General features: G+C 44.9%; 15 protein-coding genes and 1 riboswitch. Of the genes, 9 read left to right on the forward strand and 6 right to left on the reverse strand.

Going from position 1 to position 18,421, the window contains the following annotated elements; translation table 11 throughout:
- Window positions 1-77 precede the first annotated feature (77 nt).
- From ACTXGL_RS04025 to ACTXGL_RS04035, 3 genes are all read right to left on the reverse strand, one after another.
- Window positions 78-695: an alpha-ketoglutarate-dependent dioxygenase AlkB family protein gene (locus ACTXGL_RS04025; protein WP_443525047.1), complete on the reverse strand. Its 618-nt coding sequence runs from the start codon at window positions 693-695 to the stop codon at window positions 78-80.
- A gap of 13 nt (window positions 696-708) precedes the next feature.
- Entirely contained in the window at window positions 709-1,599 is an 891-nt protein-coding gene (locus tag ACTXGL_RS04030) for an alpha/beta fold hydrolase (RefSeq protein WP_443525049.1), read from the reverse strand.
- Window positions 1,600-1,675: 76 nt separating this feature from the next.
- Window positions 1,676-3,583: an ABC transporter ATP-binding protein gene (locus ACTXGL_RS04035; RefSeq protein WP_443525051.1), complete on the reverse strand. Its 1,908-nt coding sequence runs from the start codon at window positions 3,581-3,583 to the stop codon at window positions 1,676-1,678.
- Window positions 3,584-3,961: 378 nt separating this feature from the next.
- Here ACTXGL_RS04035 and ACTXGL_RS04040 point away from each other — a divergent pair, with 378 nt between their 5' ends.
- On the forward strand, window positions 3,962-4,810 hold the full coding sequence (locus ACTXGL_RS04040; protein WP_443525053.1) for an EamA/RhaT family transporter: 849 nt from the start codon (window positions 3,962-3,964) through the stop codon (window positions 4,808-4,810).
- A gap of 174 nt (window positions 4,811-4,984) precedes the next feature.
- The gene (locus tag ACTXGL_RS04045; protein WP_443525054.1) at window positions 4,985-5,875 is read left to right on the forward strand and encodes a fructose bisphosphate aldolase; all 891 of its coding nucleotides are present in this window, start codon (window positions 4,985-4,987) and stop codon (window positions 5,873-5,875) included.
- 134 nt (window positions 5,876-6,009) lie between these two features.
- Here the strand turns inward: ACTXGL_RS04045 and thiC are convergent, their stop codons facing one another.
- Complete coding sequence (thiC, locus tag ACTXGL_RS04050) at window positions 6,010-8,148, reverse strand: phosphomethylpyrimidine synthase ThiC (RefSeq protein ID WP_443525056.1); 2,139 nt, start codon at window positions 8,146-8,148, stop codon at window positions 6,010-6,012.
- Window positions 8,149-8,390: 242 nt separating this feature from the next.
- Window positions 8,391-8,546, reverse strand: a riboswitch (TPP riboswitch).
- A gap of 293 nt (window positions 8,547-8,839) precedes the next feature.
- Here thiC and pstS point away from each other — a divergent pair.
- The 5 genes from pstS to phoU all read left to right on the forward strand — a co-directional run bounded on the left by pstS (window position 8,840) and on the right by phoU (window position 14,083).
- Entirely contained in the window at window positions 8,840-10,000 is a 1,161-nt protein-coding gene (pstS, locus tag ACTXGL_RS04055) for a phosphate ABC transporter substrate-binding protein PstS (RefSeq protein WP_443525058.1), read from the forward strand.
- Window positions 10,001-10,243: 243 nt separating this feature from the next.
- Window positions 10,244-11,197: a phosphate ABC transporter permease subunit PstC gene (gene pstC, locus ACTXGL_RS04060; protein ID WP_319050716.1), complete on the forward strand. Its 954-nt coding sequence runs from the start codon at window positions 10,244-10,246 to the stop codon at window positions 11,195-11,197.
- A gap of 49 nt (window positions 11,198-11,246) precedes the next feature.
- Window positions 11,247-12,152 (forward strand): phosphate ABC transporter permease PstA, encoded by a 906-nt coding sequence (pstA, locus tag ACTXGL_RS04065; protein ID WP_319050715.1) that lies wholly within the window; start codon window positions 11,247-11,249, stop codon window positions 12,150-12,152.
- 78 nt (window positions 12,153-12,230) lie between these two features.
- Window positions 12,231-13,151 (forward strand): phosphate ABC transporter ATP-binding protein PstB, encoded by a 921-nt coding sequence (gene pstB / locus ACTXGL_RS04070; protein WP_442967648.1) that lies wholly within the window; start codon window positions 12,231-12,233, stop codon window positions 13,149-13,151.
- A gap of 149 nt (window positions 13,152-13,300) precedes the next feature.
- A complete protein-coding gene (gene phoU / locus ACTXGL_RS04075) occupies window positions 13,301-14,083 on the forward strand; it encodes a phosphate signaling complex protein PhoU (RefSeq protein WP_443525061.1) in 783 nt (260 codons plus the stop codon).
- 91 nt (window positions 14,084-14,174) lie between these two features.
- Here the strand turns inward: phoU and ACTXGL_RS04080 are convergent, their stop codons facing one another.
- Window positions 14,175-14,465 carry an oxidative damage protection protein gene (locus ACTXGL_RS04080; RefSeq protein ID WP_443525063.1) on the reverse strand — a complete coding sequence of 97 codons (291 nt, stop codon included), beginning with the start codon at window positions 14,463-14,465 and terminating at the stop codon, window positions 14,175-14,177.
- Between the two features lie 290 nt (window positions 14,466-14,755).
- Complete coding sequence (gene argH, locus ACTXGL_RS04085) at window positions 14,756-16,129, reverse strand: argininosuccinate lyase (protein ID WP_443525539.1); 1,374 nt, start codon at window positions 16,127-16,129, stop codon at window positions 14,756-14,758.
- A gap of 227 nt (window positions 16,130-16,356) precedes the next feature.
- Here argH and ACTXGL_RS04090 point away from each other — a divergent pair, with 227 nt between their 5' ends.
- Both ACTXGL_RS04090 and ACTXGL_RS04095 read left to right on the forward strand, forming a co-directional pair.
- Window positions 16,357-17,382 (forward strand): histidine kinase, encoded by a 1,026-nt coding sequence (locus ACTXGL_RS04090; protein WP_443525065.1) that lies wholly within the window; start codon window positions 16,357-16,359, stop codon window positions 17,380-17,382.
- A gap of 222 nt (window positions 17,383-17,604) precedes the next feature.
- A complete protein-coding gene (locus tag ACTXGL_RS04095) occupies window positions 17,605-18,342 on the forward strand; it encodes a LytR/AlgR family response regulator transcription factor (RefSeq protein WP_319050711.1) in 738 nt (245 codons plus the stop codon).
- The last annotated feature ends 79 nt before the right edge of the window (window positions 18,343-18,421 follow it).

Genomic DNA, 18,421 nt, shown 5'->3' on the forward strand with positions numbered 1-18,421 from the left:
TAGTATTTGCGCATAACTACTAACCCTACATAAAACTAGACTACTTAACGAATACATCGCTCAGTATGACGCTGTTACTAACGGGTGAGCATTTGCCGAAATGTTAGGCTGATCCGCCCAGTAGAGACTGCTTTTGTTTTAGTGACAGTATGCTTCCAAAAGTTTTGCGTCGCGCCATGCATGACAATTAATTGACCAGACTCAAGATGAAGTTCAACTTTGTCTTGAGTTTTTTTATGCTTAAAAACAAATTTGCGTGTGGCACCTAGAGATAGAGAGGCAATAATTGGCTGATGACCAAGCTCTTTTTCGTCATCGGCATGGTAGCGCATACCGTCAACCCCAGAAGGATAATAGTTGAGCAAGCAGGTATTAAAATCGACCACAATACCGACATCTACCAAAGCCTGTTCAACCTGTTGTTTCACGTGGAACACTATACTTGACCACGGTACCGTCTGCCGTTTATGCCCTGAATACTGATAATCGGCATCCGTCTCTCCCATCCAGACAATTTGACGAGTCGTCACATGGGTCTTACCAAACAATCTCACGATGTCTGGCTGCCACGGTAACTCATCTAATAAAGTGTCATAGAGAGTATGAGCGTCGTCGATAATTATGCCCAAATCATTAACTTTACCATCATAAGGCAATAAATTATCGGTAGGAGCAGGGGCAAAGAGATCAGTCATAGATTAGTGGTCGCTATTTGCTGTTTTGATGATGATCATTGATGACTCGGGCACAGAGTGTAGGCGCCTCAATCGGCAGTAGATGACCATAATCTGGTAATGAGATCAGACTGCCATCAGGTACAAACTTGCGCCACTTTTTACGTACTTTATCACTGATAAACAAGGTAGGCTTACCGGTGATTAACGTATAAGGGCAGCTCAATTTTTTGAGCGCAGCATCAATATGAGGCGCACCAAAATAGTTTGCCAGCTCTTGTCCAGGTGCAAACATAAGCGTGTAGCTGCCATCAGTATTTTTGCTTAGACTTTGCTCAGCAAAGATCTGCAAGTGTGTATCACTGATGCGCTTATAAGCACGCTGCGCGCGTAGGCTCTGATAGTAGTCATCAGTACTTGACCAAGTCGATTGCTTAGTTGATGTGCTTTTAAATGGTTCTTGGCTAAGAAGTACAGAGCGAGGCAATAGATTATATAAAGTGGCTTGGCTTTTGGTAAATGTGACAGGTTCTATGAGATACAGCTGCGAAAACAGCTCTGGACGCTTGGCAGCAGCGATTGCCGTAGCTGTTGCGCCTTGGGAATGTCCAATACCCACGACAGGCTTATCTTGCGTTTGTTCTAAAAACTCAATCAGCATATCAGCATCTTGCTCACGTGTGAGGCGACGGCTTTGCGGTTTATCGTACCAGTAACCGCGCAAGGCAAGTGATCTCATATCAAATTCATTTGCTAGCTCACTCAGTAGCGGCATATACGTACCAACCGTAAAGCTGTTACCACCATAAAAGTGTGCTGGTGCACGCTGAGTCGTCGTTGACTCTGCTGGCTGATTGAACTGGCTCAGGTTATAGTAGCGTGCTTTTTTTTTGCTAAGGGTGATACTGCGTGTGAATGCGTCCATAAAATAAACACTTCCTTGTGACTTATTTATTATGATTTATTTTTTGTGATCTATTTGCTTATCGTTTTAGTGAGTCTTAGTTGTCTTCACCTAAGAAGCCACCGCTTTGGCGCTGCCACAATCTGGCATAGACGCCGTTTAACGCTAGTAGCTCATTGTGGCTACCTTGCTCGATGATACGTCCTTGATGCATGACGACCAGTCTATCTAACGCAGCAATGGTAGAGAGTCGATGGGCGATAGCGATAACCGTTTTGCCTGTCATGATGTCATTTAGACTCTCAGTAATCGCATACTCAATCTCAGAATCTAGCGCACTTGTTGCTTCATCCAAGAGCAGAATTGGTGCGTTTTTTAGCATAACACGTGAGATAGCGATACGCTGACGTTGACCGCCAGAGAGTTTGACTCCGCGTTCACCTACTTGCGTATCGAGACCTGTATTGCCTTTATCATCATATAAGTCTTTGATAAAGTCCCATGCTTGCGCTTGTTTTGCTGCAAACATAATCTCCGCGTCAGTAGCATCAGGGCGACCATAAGCGATGTTTTCACGCACAGTACGATGCAGCAAAGAGGTATCTTGAGTTACCATACCTATTTGTTGACGCAAGGATTCTTGAGTGACGGCGTCAATAGCCTGACCATCGATCAAGATTTTTCCGCTATCGACGTCAAAGAAGCGCAGCAATAAATTGACCAAGGTTGATTTGCCAGCGCCTGAGCGCCCGACCAGACCAATTTTTTCCCCTGGTTTGATGTCTAGATGAAAGTTATCTAGCAGTTTGGTATATGAGTTAGGTGTGTGCGTAGTGCCATCATGAGACTCGCTGTCTTGCGCGCGCTCATCTTCTTCAGATTCATAACTGAAATCAACATGCTCAAATACAATACGACCATCAGTGACAGTAAGCGCGCTTGCATCAGGTTTGTCTATGATCGTTTGCGGTGCTGATAGTGTACGCATACCGTCTTGCACGGTACCGATGCTCTCAAATAAACTGGCCGTCTGCCACATGATCCAGCGCGTCAGACCATTTAGACGTAACGCCATAGCGGTCGCCGCCGCAATTGCCCCGACACCCACAGCGCCTTGTTGCCATAAGTACAGACCAATACCTGCGGTACTACTGACCAAGATGACACTGATGAGGTGGGTTGATACTTCTAGATAGCTGACCCAGCGCATTTGTGCATGTACCGTACCCAAGAACTGTCCCATGGCGTTTTTAGCATAACCCAGCTCCCGGCGTGAATGGCTAAAGAGCTTGACGGTCATGATATTGGCATAAGCATCTGTGATACGCCCCGTCATCAGAGCACGAGCATCAGCTTGAACGATGGCAGTGTCCTTGAGCTTAGGAATAAAGTACCAAATCGTTAGTGCTACTAACACCAACCAAATAATAAAAGGTATGAGCAGCAGACTGTCTAGGTTAAATAAAATCACCCCTGAGGTGATAAAGTAGACAGAGACATACATAAACATATCAGTGACAGTCATGACCGTATCGCGGACAGCGAGTGCGGTCTGCATGACTTTAGCGGAGACACGCCCTGAGAACTCATCTTGATAAAACTGCATCGACTGACCAAGCATACGCTGATGAAAACGCCAGCGCATTTGCATAGGGAAAACACCCTGCAAGGTTTGAAAATGGACGAACGATGACAACGCAATCCACAACGGGCTGACAATCATCACCGCAAGCATAAGCAGTAGCATATCGCCTTTTTCTGCCCATAAGTTTTGCGGTGTATAGATACCTAGCCAGTCGACGATATCACCAATCCACGCAAACAGCATAGCCTCATAGATACCGATACCAGCGGACAAAACCATAAAGAGCAACAGCCAGCCACGCAGACCGTTGGTACATACCCATAAGAACTTTAGCATACCATCGCGAGGTGATGGCAGCGGCATAGGGGTGTCTGGAAAGGCGGGTAGACGGTTTTCAAAAAAGCGAAATAGAGCATTCATAGGCAGCAGTAAAACATCAATAGCAGTACGTCGAGATGAACGAGAAGTCTCGTTATCTCAAATCTTTACTTTTGTGATTGGGGTTAGGTGCTATTTTAGCAAAATTACCCATCATACCTGCATGCTAATTGTAATTTGATCACCCATGATGCTCATTGCCAGAGCTTTGGTATGGGCAATAATAAATGGATTGCTGCAAAAAATATATTTTGCTACCTTTTACAGCGCGCTTATCTAACTCACTATTCATGTGCTTAAGTATAGCGTTGGCAGTTATGATGTGATCAGGCGCCCGTTGGATAGATAAAGTGGCTTAAGTCAGGTACTACTGGTATACAAACAAGCACCCAATATAGAGGTCAAACAAGGTAGAAGTGAATGATGTATTTAACAATCGCGGTGCTATGCAGCGTTGCTGTCTCTGTACTCTTAAAAGTATTGCGTCAAAAAAACATAGATATACGTCAGACTATCGTGGCAGGGTATCCGGTGGCATTTTTACTGACATGGGTATTATTACAGCCTGATATTGGTGCCATACATGCGCTTGATAGTGCTTGGGGTATTATCATCGCGCTTGGGGTATTGTTGCCCGCGATATTTATCATTCTGGGCCGTGCTATTGAAGCAGTCGGCATGGTAGCAACGGATGCGTCTCAGCGCTTATCACTGATTATCCCCATTGTCGCTGCTTTTCTATTGTTTGGTGAAGTGTTGACGGGTACTCGTATACTTGGGTTGGCATTAGGATTTTTGGCACTAGGTGCGCTTGTCTATCGACCACAGCATAATGATATCACTCGGCAAGCAAAGCATACGCCACTATGGTTATTCGGGGTATGGGCAGGCTACGGCATTATTGATATCTTGTTCAAACAGGTCGCCAAACAAGGCGCCGCTTTTCCGTTGACGCTGTTTGTGAGCTTCGGTATGGCAGGTATGCTGCTTTTTATCTATCTACTTATCAGCCGGGTACGCTGGCAAAAAGACGCACTCATAGCAGGTCTGCTGCTTGGAGCGCTAAACATGGGTAATATCTATGCCTACGTACGTGCCCATCAAGTGTTATCTGATTCACCCAGTATCGTCTTTACGGGTATGAATGTCGGTGTTATTGCGGTGGCAACATTAATTGGCGTAGGCGTATTCAAAGAGCAACTTAACCGTATCAATATAGTGGGGTTACTACTCGCTGTATGCTGTGTGGGCGTGCTCTTTTTAGCATAGTTTTTACCCAAAATAGTTGTATAAAAGTAATTTTAGACACGCTGTCACGTATCCTATATAGGCAGACAATCCATCCTATGATAAGGTTGTTTGCAAATAACATGGTTTATATAAGCCATATACCGTCTCGTTATGATATTTGACCTCAACCAATAAAAACAGGATGCATCCTCAATGGAATACGATAAGCAATTACAGCACATAAAAAATGGCTCAGGTTTCATCGCGGCGCTTGATCAAAGCGGCGGTAGTACACCAAAAGCACTAGAAAACTATGGTGTTAGCGGTGAAGCGTACGATAGTGATGAGGCGATGTTTGATTTGGTGCACGAAATGCGTGCGCGTATCATGACATGTGACTGTTTTGACAAGGAACGTGTGCTTGGCGCTATTCTATTTGAAGACACCATGGAGCGCGACGTCAATGGTAAGTCGACTGCCAATTATCTATGGGAAGACAAACACATCGTACCATTTTTGAAGGTAGATAAAGGGCTGGCTGACCAGATGGATGGCGTACAAGTGATGAAGCCGATGCCCAATCTAGACCTGCTATTGGATAAAGCAAAAAACTATCCAGTATTTGGCACCAAGATGCGTTCAGTGATCTATGAGCCAAGCGCTGATGGTATTGAGCTGGTGGTACAGCAGCAATTTGATGTGGCCAAGCAAATCATCTCAAAGGGTCTCATGCCGATCGTCGAGCCTGAGGTCAATATAGACAGCGCGCAAAAGCATGATTGTGAGCTATTATTAAAAGCCGATATCTTGCGTAATCTTGAGCGCTTGGGTGACGAACATCAAGTGATGCTTAAGCTGACATTGCCTGAAGAAGCAGGATTTTATCAAGAGCTGATTGATCATCCAAAAGTGCTCAAAGTAGTCGCACTATCTGGTGGTTATAGCCGTACCGATGCGTGTGCTAAGCTCAAGCAAAACCCCGGTATGATTGCGAGCTTCTCTCGTGCCTTTACCGAAGGGTTGAGTAAGCAACAAAGCGATAGCGAGTTTGCTGACACCATCAATAATTCTATCGAAGAGATTTATCAGGCGTCGAAGGTTTAATAGTACTGGTTTAATGAGATGGGTGTAATAGGTACTGGCTTGATAGTCATACATAGACCAAAGAAAAGCCCGAACCTGACTATCAGGTTCGGGCTTTTCTTTGGTAGGACTATTATTTGATAGAGCTAAAAAACTTACACCTCTTTATATAACTGACGCCCTTCCTTATTGTATTTCTCCATCATTTCAGCCATGCCTTGACGGACTTCCTCAGCACTGGCTTCGCCAACTTGTCCCACCAGTTCAGTATCAACTTTTTTAATCAAATGATCAGCATCGCTTAAGTCGCCTGATTGCGGTGTGACTTTTTTATTCGCGGCATCTTTATCAAGTCCAGCTGCATACTCACGTACGTTTTGGGTGATTTTCATGGAGCAAAACTTCGGACCACACATCGAGCAGAAATGGGCTGATTTATGTGCGTCTTTTGGTAAGGTCTCGTCGTGATATTCGCGCGCGGTATCAGGATCGAGCGCCAGATTGAACTGATCATCCCAGCGGAATTCGAAACGTGCTTTGGATAAGGCATTATCACGTGCCTGCGCACCAGGGTGACCTTTGGCCAAATCAGCAGCGTGAGCGGCAATCTTGTAAGTGATAATACCGTCTTTGACGTCTTTTTTGTTTGGTAAGCCCAAGTGCTCTTTCGGTGTCACATAGCACAGCATCGCTGTACCAAACCAGCCAATCATCGCTGCACCAATCGCACTGGTGATATGGTCATAACCCGGTGCGATGTCGGTGGTTAATGGCCCTAAGGTATAAAAAGGCGCATCCGCACACAGCTCAAGTTGCAAGTCCATGTTTTCTTTGATACGGTTCATCGCCACATGTCCAGGGCCTTCGATCATGACCTGTACATCATGTTCCCATGCGACTTTGGTCAATTCCCCAAGCGTACGTAGTTCACCGAACTGCGCCTCATCATTGGCATCTTGTAGACAGCCAGGACGTAAGCCATCACCTAGACTAAACGCCACATCGTACTGCTTCATAATCTCGCAGATGTCTTCGAAATGCGTGTACAAGAAACTTTCTTTGTGATGCGCCAGACACCACTGCGCCATGATAGAGCCACCACGCGACACGATACCCGTTAAGCGTTTTGCAGTGAGTGGTACATAGCGAAGTAGGACGCCGGCATGAATGGTGAAATAATCCACGCCTTGCTCTGCTTGCTCAATCAAAGTGTCGCGGAAGATTTCCCATGTTAGGTCTTCTGCGACGCCATCGACTTTTTCCAGCGCTTGATAAATCGGTACGGTACCAATTGGCACAGGCGAGTTACGGATTAACCATTCACGGGTTTCATGAATATGATTACCCGTTGATAAATCCATAATGGTATCCGCACCCCAACGTGTGGCCCACGTCATTTTGGATACTTCTTCATCGATAGACGAACCCAGCGCGGAGTTACCGATATTGGCATTGATTTTCACCAAGAAATTGCGCCCGATGATCATCGGCTCAGATTCAGGGTGATTGATGTTGTTTGGGATGATTGCACGTCCAGCTGCCACTTCGTCACGGACAAACTCAGGCGTTATGATAGTAGGCGTATTGGCGCCGAAGCTCTCGCCGTCATGTTGACGCATATCGGTCAGCGCGTGCTGTTTTTGCGTCTCACGTATGGCGATATATTCCATCTCAGGGGTGATGATGCCGCGACGCGCGTAGTACATCTGCGTGACATTCCCTGGTTTTTCATCAATATCTTTAGCACGGCGTGGCTTGTCAATATGAGCAAATCTAAGGTTGGCAGTGCTGATATCGCGAGCACGTGCTTGACCGTATGAGCTAGATAGACCGCTTAATTGCTCCGTATCGTCACGCTCGGCGATCCAGTTTTCACGCAGTTTTGGTAGACCTTTCGTCAAGTCAATCTCGACATTGGGGTCAGTGTAGACGCCTGAAGTATCGTAAACATAAAATGGCGGATTATGCTCACCGTTTTTATCACCCGTACCGCCGACTGGTGTATCCGCCAAGCTGATTTCGCGCATCGGTACTTGGATGTCAGGTCTTGAACCTTGGATATAGACTTTGCGAGAGGCGGGTAGAATACGGTGCAGGTCGCGTGCATCTTCTTCAAAGCGCGCATCACTGGCAGCACGGTGGGCAGGTGTTTTTAGGGCGTCTGCTTTTTTATCTGCTTTGACGGTGTCAGTAGAGTCTGAGGTAAGAGGTATGTTGTTGGCTGGGTTATGCGTTTGTGCAGATGAGGCACTGTCTAAAGAGGTGTTGTCTAAAATGCTGTCTAAAGTAGTCATATGCTGTCCTAGCGTGTTGGTTTTTGAATAAAATCAACACCGCCAGTATCTGCGGGTGCAGCACCTATCATTGAGACAAGTTTGGACTATCGACACCTAACAGCGATCAAAAAATTGCCGCGGTAAATGGTCATCAAATAGTGGACGCAGATTTGTATCTTCGCTCGTTGTCTGCTCATGCGGCACGCATACTCAGACAATGATGATAAAAATGTATTTCTACGCGTCCTTTGTCATCAATAACAAAGTGCTTAAGACTTCCCTGCGTCGGTACTAACCGCATCAGGTTCGGCGGGTGATCTCTCAGCGAATGTAGATAGGCGGCTACTGTTATTAATGTTTAACTATAAACGCTTAATAAAGTAGGCCAATACTACACCGCACCCCGAGTCTGTCAGTGTTGTAAATCAGATTTCATACTAGCAAAATTCTGCACTAACAGCTAATAGTATTTGAACGTAAGTATCAGACTCCAAATGCGATGTTTAATATATTTATCCAATAGGCCACTCAGTATCAGTAACGACTATCGCTTGGTATCACTGGGCTAGGCAGAGGTTGTCTAAATATTATGTAAAGCGAATAAAAGATTGCGACGGTTGTCATTAAATTGTCATAAAGATTTGGCAAGATATCACGCATATCACAAACAATGCTTTTTTATATCGTCGTTAAACTTCAGGAGTTCTACATGCGTTATTCGTTATTAGCAGTAGCCGTCAGTTGCACCTTAATGCTTACGGCATGTAATAAGTCAACAGATACGACAGAAACCGCTGCCGCTGATACTAGTAGCGCTACGACCACTACTCAGACTCAGGAAACGACTGCTGCTGATGCTGGTTTTAAATCTGCTGAAAACATCGCAATGAACATCACGGGTGCAGGTGCCTCATTCCCGCAGCCTATCTATGCCAAATGGTCTTATGACTACAATGGCGCGACTGGCGGGCAAGTTAACTACCAGTCAATTGGTTCATCTGGCGGTATCAAACAAATTCAATCAAAAACTGTCGATTTTGGTGCTTCTGATGCGCCATTGACACCTGAAGAGCTAGCAGAATCTGATCTTATCCAGTTCCCAACGGTCATCGGCGGCGTCGTACCTATCGTTAATATTGATGGTATTGAGCCAGGTGCCTTGAAGCTAGATGGTACGACTTTGGCAGACATCTATCTAGGTAAAATTAGCAACTGGAATGACCCGGCTATCGCAGCTATGAACCCAGATTTGACCTTGCCAGATGCGGCAATCACAACGGTATTCCGCTCAGACGGTTCAGGTACGACGTTTAACTTTACTGACTATCTAGCAAAAGTATCACCAGATTGGAAAGATACGGTTGGTGTTGATAAAACGGTTAAGTGGCCAACCTCTGCGACTGGCGCAGGTGGTAAAGGTAACGAAGGCGTCTCAAGCTATGTAAACCGTATGAAAAACTCTATCGGTTATGTTGAGTATGCATACGCTAAGCAAAACAACATGTCACATACTGCACTGAAGAACGCCGCGGGCAACATCGTTCAGCCATCTGCTGAGACATTTGCCGCAGCAGGTGACATCGATTGGTCACAACAAGAAGGCTTTTATAAAGTCATCACTAACTCTGAGACTGAGCAAGCATGGCCTATCGCTGCTGCAACCTTTATCTTAGTACACAAGCAGCCAGAGAATCCTCAGCAAGTTGCTGGCGTGTTGAACTTCTTTGACTGGGCGTATACCCAAGGTGATGACAGCGCTATGAGCCTAGATTATGTCCCATTCTCTGATACGGCAGTGGCTCTATTCAAAGCAAAATGGAACGACGTAAAAGGTAGCGACGGTCAGCCAGTTTATAAGCCAGCGCAGTAAGTTGCTACTCTTGATTTTGACATAGTTAGACTCTCAAACAACCACTCTATAGAGAGCCTGGTTGTTTGAGAGGTTTTATCACAGCAATTTTGACCGTAACACTGACTGCAGTACTGATGGATATATTGAGCAGTTGCCATTGGTACACAGGATCGTCAATGATTATGCGGGCGGGCTTGTTGTGATAAAGCTGAACAAACACACTGGTTTTTTGAATTCACTCTATTCAATGCTGAGACACTTATGACAGACTTAAGGTCCCAACTGGCTAAACAAAAACGTTACGACGCTTTATTTGTCAACTCTACCAAAGCGTTTGCCATACTGGTCCTCCTATCTTTAGGGGGCATTTTAGTTTCTCTCATCGTTGGTGCTTGGCCGAGTATTCAAGAGTTCGGGCTTGGGTTTTATACCAGCAACAATTGGGACACGGTCGCCAATGAGTACGGCGCGCTTGCGCCTATTTACGGTACGCTAGTTACCTCACTCATCGCTATCGTGATTGCCGTACCCGTCAGTTTTGGTATTGCGATATTTCTGACTGAGATGTGCCCTAAGTTCCTCAAAAAACCACTGGGTATTGCCATTGAGCTATTGGCCGGCATCCCTTCTATCATTTATGGTATGTGGGGTTTGTTTGTTTTTGCGCCATTCTTTGGCGATCATATCCAGCCATGGTTTATTGAGCACATCGGTCCTCTACCTATCATCGGTAAATTGTTTGTAGGTGCTCCCATGGGACTGGGGATGTTCACGGCATCTCTAGTGCTGGCTATCATGATTATTCCTTTTATCGCAGCCACCATGCGTGACGTCTTCTCTGTTGTACCAGATTTACTCAAAGAGTCTGCCTACGGTATGGGCGCGACGACGTGGGAAGTTATGTTCAAGATTATCCTCCCTTATACCAAAGCAGGGGTTGTTGGCGGCGTTATTTTGGGTCTGGGGCGCGCACTTGGCGAGACCATGGCGGTGACTTTCTTGATAGGTAATGCTTTCAATATCAGTCCAAGTCTGTTTACTTCTGGTGTGACGATTACCTCTGCCTTAGCCAACGAGTTTGCCGAAGCCTCTAGTGAGCTGCATTTGGCCTCGCTACTACATTTGGGCTTAATACTGTTTGTCATTACCTTCATTGTGCTGTCTTTGGCCAAACTCATGCTTATGCGTATGGATCATAAAGCGGGCAACCGATAAATCATGTATCAGACTTTGATATTGATAAAAGATATGGGAAATAAAGACTATGCCTTCTAACAATGCGCTCAACGCACCACTACCAGTCAAGACAAGCTCTAAAGCACGTTATAACAAGAGTCTTTATAACAAGCGCCGTTGGACCAATAAGCTTGGGCTAGGGTTTGCCATGTCAGCCATGGTTTTTGGTTTGTTTTGGTTGTCGTGGATTCTAGTGACATTATTTGTTGAAGGTTTTCAGGGAATGATGGAGTTACCCATCTTTACCGCTGATACGCCGCCCCCTATGAGTGCTGGTGGTTTGCGTAACGCCATTGTTGGTTCGGTAATGCTCGCATTTTCAGGATTGTTCATTGGTGCGCCCATTGGTCTTATGACCGGTATTTATTTGTCTGAGTTTTCTAAAGGGAGTATGCTGGGTAAGGTCACTCGTTTTTTGAATGATATCTTATTGTCAGCGCCTTCGATTGTTATTGGTCTATTTATCTACGCTCTGATGGTAAAAGGTCAAAGCTTCTCTGGTTGGGCAGGTGCATTAGCATTGGCATTGATTGTTATTCCAGTGGTCGTGCGTACGACTGAGAGCATGCTCAATTTGGTGCCCAATAGTTTGCGCGAAGCAGCATACGCACTCGGTACGCCAAAGTGGAAAATGGTAACGCAGGTCACGGTCAAAGCGGCTAAAGCTGGACTGACCACAGGTGTACTATTAGCCTTTGCTCGTATCACAGGCGAGACGGCACCGTTGCTATTTACAGCACTTAACAACCAGTACTTCAGTACCGATATGGGTCAGCCGATTGCCAACTTACCCAACACCATCTATCAATTTGCTATGAGCCCGTATGATAACTGGCACATGTTGGCTTGGGCAGCCGCGCTGCTTATCACGGCGTCTGTCTTGGTACTAAACGTATTGGCACGGTTTATTGGTAATAGAGGTCAGGTTAAATAAGTCTTGATTCCCTGTAGTATCGCAGCAGATACTCACTCAAATTTATATGAAATCAATTAAGATAGGTTGAATAATATTATGAATGATGTCATAAGCAAAGCCCGTACAAAAACCACAACGAATGATTTTGATACGGCAACCGACAGCCTATTGAGTAGACCTATGTCAAATAACCAAAAGTCACAGCAACCCGTTGCTACTGATTTCAACAAACAAACCCGTCACGATATCCCTAAAAACATGCCTGCCGCAAAAATGGAAGTGCGAGATCTAAACTTCTATTATGATGATTTTCAGGCACTAAAGAATATCAATATTGATATCGCTGATAAAAAAGTCACTGCCTTTATCGGTCCTTCAGGTTGCGGTAAATCTACACTACTGCGTACCTTTAACCGCATGTATGACTTATACCCAGGTATGCGTGCAGAAGGTACGATCAATCTCGATGGCAATAACATCTTGGGCAAAGACGTCGATGTCAACTTGCTAAGAGCACAGGTCGGTATGGTTTTTCAGAAACCAACACCGTTCCCTATGTCTATCTATGACAATGTCGCCTTTGGGGTACGACTCTACGAAAAGCTGAGCAAAGACGAGCTCGATCACCGCGTGGAGTGGGCGCTGAAAAAGTCAGCCCTATGGCCAGAAGTGAAAGACAAACTAAAAGCATCAGGTCTGTCACTATCGGGCGGTCAGCAGCAGCGTCTATGTATCGCCCGTAGCGTCGCGACCAAACCCGAAGTCCTACTGCTCGATGAGCCAACATCTGCACTTGATCCTATCTCAACTGGCGCGATTGAGGCGTTGATTGAAGATCTAAAAAACGACTATACGATTGCTATTGTCACGCATAACATGCAGCAGGCTGCCCGTGTGTCTGACTACACGGTGTATATGTATTTGGGCGATATGATTGAGATGGGTGAGACCGATCAGATATTTACTAAGCCTGCCCAAACAGCTACAGAAGACTATATCACTGGTCGTTATGGTTGATATTGAGTGACACCAAAGGTAAGTAGTAATGCGTTAAAACTGAAGCTGGATCAAACATCAAGTGCTCAACAGGACATTGTGAGTCGAACTGTTTTATCTAGCCAGCACACACTGAGCTCATAAAATATAGATTTCAGGGAATACCTCTCATGCAAAGTGATAAGCATATCTCCAAAAGTTTTGACCAAGATCTTGATGAAGCCATTCGTTTGTTTTTGTACATGGGTGATAGCGCTGCCAACCAAGTGGCGAAAGCGATCCATGCACTGATTGACAAAGATGAGATACTGGCGCAAGAGGTCATCGAGATGGACTTTGATATCAACCGAATGGAGGTTGAGCTCGATGAACACATCTTGCTATTGGTTGCGAAGCGTCAACCTGCAGCAGGAGACTTGCGCCTAGTCATGTCTATCAGTAAAGGTGTGGTAGATCTTGAGCGTATTGGCGATGAAGCGGTAAAAATTGCAAAAATGGCAAGCAAAATTGCAGCACAAGGCAAATCGTCTTATGGCTATGCTGAGGTACAGCACTTAAGCAATCAAGTAAGGTTGATGCTTAATAACGCGTTAGAAGCCTTTAGCCAATCAAATGCTGAGCAGGCGTTTGAAGTGATGCGCAATGACAGTGTGGTCAATAACGAATATCAATCTGCTATCCGAGCATTGATGACCTATATCATGGAAGACTCTAGACAAGTCTCAAAGGTCATTAATATCATGTGGATTTTGCGTTCGCTTGAACGTATCGGTGATCATGCACAAAACGTAGCAGAGCTAGTTATCAATTATATCAGTGGTCAAGATGTACGCCACTCAGACTACGCCATGGTCGAAAAAGCAGTACAAGAAGCCAATGACCGTCTGGCTGCTCGTCAAGTCAGTACCATGTCAGTCGACGACTACGAATCGTTAGAAAGTAATGACGACTGATAATGCAGTCAGCATAGTTTGCTCATAATAAAAAACGCGCTATAGCTAGCGCGTTTTTTTGTGGTCGTTACCAATACATAGAAAGCTCAGATTAGCTTTCTGGTGTCCAGCCTTGGGCGCGTTCGTAGTCTTCATTGTCCAAGAACTTATCACGTTGCTCGGTCAGGAATTTTTTGGCTTCAGGGTCCATCATGCTCAAATGATTTTCGTTGATGAGCATGGTTTGATGTTCAAGCCATTCTTTCCATGCCTTTTCAGATACCGTTTCTTGTAGTTCTTGACCTTTTTTATTTGGGAAAGGTGGATGCGGCATTTTTGGCAGATCTTGCTTGTATTTACGGCAAAAGACGGTATTGGCTTGAGGGTTAAAAGTCTCAGTCATAAGGCATTCCTTATTTATTATATTGGGTAAAATCACATGATCTTATGAGACCATGATAACGGTCTTGGTAGATTTAGCAAAGGATATCTGGTGTATCGTTTGCAATTACTAGCTTAGTAGCATAAGTCTTAGCATCTTAAATTTTAGTGTCACAAGTTTCAGCATCACAAACTTTAGTACGATAAATAAAAACACCCGCTACAGATGCGGGTGTTGGGTGTAGATATTACGAATATTGATCGTCAACCATAGCTTAGCCGCTATTTTGAATCAGCTATCTCGTCAGTTGACTAGACAAAGGCCTTTAAGCGTGCGCGTCCATTAACCACAGCTTTCTTAACTTGGTTTGGCGCAGTACCACCTAAATGGTCACGAGCGGCAAGCGAGCCCTCTAGAGTTAGATAATCAAAAACATCTTCGCCAATAGCGTCGCTGAATTGCTGCAACTGTGCTAATGATAAATCACTGAGATCGACACCTTCTTTGATACCTAGCGCAACCGCATTACCGACCACTTCATGCGCATCGCGGAAGGCAACGCCCTGGCGTACCAGATAATCTGCCAAATCAGTTGCCGTAGCATAGCCTTTCATTGTCGCCGCGCGCATACTTTCTTTATTCGGGACGATGTTTGGTAGCATATCAGCGAATGCCAAAAGCGACCCTGTCAGGGTGTCGACACAATCAAACAAAGGTTCTTTGTCTTCTTGATTGTCTTTATTGTAGGCGAGCGGTTGGCTCTTCATCAAGCTGAGCAATGTCATGAGCTGACCAAAGACTCTTGCCGCCTTACCGCGTACCAGTTCAGGCACGTCAGGGTTTTTCTTTTGTGGCATGATCGATGAGCCAGTACAGAAGCGATCTGGTATCTGTACAAAGTTGAACTGTGCTGACATCCAAAGAATAATCTCTTCGCTCATACGTGACATGTGCATCATCAGGATAGAGGCAGCTGAGGTAAACTCAATTGCAAAGTCACGATCTGAGACCGCATCAAGTGAGTTTTGACAAATACCTTCGAACCCTAATAGTTCGGCGGTGATGGTGCGGTCGATAGGGAAAGTCGTGCCAGCGAGGGCTGCGCTGCCCAGTGGCATCTGGTTGATACGGCGGCGGGCATCAACCAAGCGCTCAGTATCACGATACAGCATCTCAAACCAAGCCATCACGTGATGACCAAAGCTGACAGGCTGGGCGGTTTGTAGGTGTGTAAAACCAGGCATAATGGTATCGGTATGTTGATCAGCCAGATCAAGTAAGCCGCTTTGTAAACGCACGAGCAGGGCAATAATATTATCAGTCTCTTCACGTAACCATAAACGGATATCAGTGGCTACCTGATCATTACGGCTACGACCAGTATGTAGTTTTTTACCGACTGCGCCTATAATGTCAGTTAGGCGTGATTCGACATTCATGTGGACATCTTCAAGAGCGATTGACCAGTTAAACTCGCCTGCTTCGATCTCGCGTAATACCTGGTGCAGTCCATCAATAATCGTGGCCGTTTCATCAGCGGTTAGAATATCGCATTCTTTGAGCATCGTTGCGTGGGCAATTGAGCCTTGAATATCGTGACGAGCAAAACGTTGATCAAAGCCGACAGAAGCAGTAAAAGCGGCAACGAAGCTGTCCGTCGCTTCGCTAAATCGTCCGCCCCACATTTGCTGGCCCTGACTGTTTTGTGTCGCATCAGTTGTTGTAGAGACATCTGTGCTAGAATCAGAGACAGATGAACTTTTACTTGATTCGGGATTACTAAGGTTTGAAGAATTGGCGTTCATATCGGTACAAGACAAGTCAAGAGAATAAGAACTCGAGTATAGCAAATGATGAGGTTGCCTTACTAGCCGAACGTTTAGAGTTTTTTATTCCCAAACTCATGAAGCTCATGAGACCTTGGCAGTGGCTGACATATATCGTTTTTTGGTCACTGTTTCTGACAGTGATTGAGCGTCATGGTCTGTCAGGTTGGTCTGATTTTATTATCAAGTTCTTTTCTCGAGTGCTACAGAATTCACTAACCGTCATTCCAGCGCTATATTTGGTCGATTATCTGCGTCCTGCCTTCAAAAATGCGAGCATTCCTAGTGTGAGTGTGCGTATTGTCATGCTCATGATGTTTTCTGCTACGGTATCCATGGCGTTAGTGGTGTTGGTCATGATTAATCTAGGATTGATGGCATACGACCGTCAAGCTTTTGTGATCAATTTGCTATTCAATACAGTACTGACTGGTGGTTTTACCATTGTGTTTTTATTATATTTTTTGCGTAATCATCGTGAGCTCAACGCACTCAAAATATCTTTTGAGTATAAGTTAACCGCCCAAAACGATTTGATTAAAGCCCGTACTGCTCCGCATTTTTTCTTTAATACGATCAACACACTTGTATCACTTATTGAATCCAATCCGCCAAGAGCTGCTGCCTTACTACAGCATGTCTCTGCTTTGTTCCGTGCCAGTTTTAGCGGTGCGCGTGAGATCAGTTTTGAAGAGGAAGTCGCGCTTTGTGAGCATTACTTAGCGATTGAGTCTAGTCGCTTAGCAGATAAGCTCGAGGTAAGCTGGCAGCTGCCTGATGAAGACATCATGTACGATATGGTCATCACGGCTTTAACCTTACAAAGTGTTTTAGAAAAGATGCTGCTCAATGTTGTAGAGATGACCACCGAAACGATTCATATTGATATCAAAGTCACTTGGCAGCAGCACCGTGTGGCAATTCAGATTGAGGTAGAACTGCCCAAAAAAACCTTGATCATCAATCATGATTTGCGTCAGCACATGAATTTTTATATTCAAACGGATCGTTTACGTGCCCATTTTGGTCAAAGTGCTGATATCCAAAGTCTCGTAACCAGTAACCAAGTTACCACCATTATTGACTATCCCTTACAAGATGTCAGTTTATAATATTTGCACCTTTTAGGTGCTTTTGAGTGCTACTGTTCACGTATTATGAAGTGTGGCATATTTATTGCATCATCTTTTATATCTATATGGTTATTGCGATTTATATCTGGTGAATAATGGTTAATATAAAATAGGATGCGACGAAACGTCATCATATCGAACCGATCAATATATTCGTAATACCATCAAAAACATTAAGTATGTCTTTAGGTGGGAGTTTTCATGCGTATCGTAGTTTGTGATGATGAGCCTTTGGCACGTGAGCGCTTAGTCAGAATCGTACAGGAGTCAGGTCACGAGGTCGTCGCTCAAGCCACAACAGGTGGAGAGGCCATCGTCGCTGTAAAAATTCAGCAGCCTGATATTATATTGTTAGACATTCGGATGCCTGAGATGGACGGGGTACGCTGTGCCCAAGAGCTTGCCAAACTTGAGCATCCACCTGCTATTATTTTTGTTACCGCTTATGATCATTACGCGATAGCTGCACTAAAAGCCAATGCAATCGGGTATCTGTTAAAGCCTGCAAACAAAGATGAGCTGTTAGAGGCACTGAACAAAGCAAAAAACCTAAACGCGGCGCAGCTCAACGAAATTCGTAAGCTAGAAGATCCAACCGCGCGTCCAGTACGCGAGCATATTGCTGCCCGTACTCACCGCGGTGTAGAACTGATTAAGCTAAAAGACATTTATTACTTTGCAGCAGACCAAAAGTACGTCAAGGTACGTCACAAAGATGGCATGGTACTGATTGATGAAACGCTAAAAGAACTAGAGCAAGAGTTTGATGACCGTTTATTTCGCGTGCATCGCAATGCGATCATTAACCTTAATTTCTTGGATTATTTAGAAACCTTAGATGCGGGTCAGTATCAGATACGGTTTAAAGACATTGATGAGACGTTAGCCGTGAGCCGGCGTCACCTGCCAGCCTTACGCGACAAAATTCAGAGCATGTAATGAGGTGTTCTTGTTTCGACATAATCCTCCCATATCATCCAACCCTTATTTATGCTTAAATAGGGGTATTTTTTTGCGT

The sequence above is a fragment of the Psychrobacter sp. T6-6 genome, assembly GCF_052258185.1.
Classification (GTDB): domain Bacteria; phylum Pseudomonadota; class Gammaproteobacteria; order Pseudomonadales; family Moraxellaceae; genus Psychrobacter.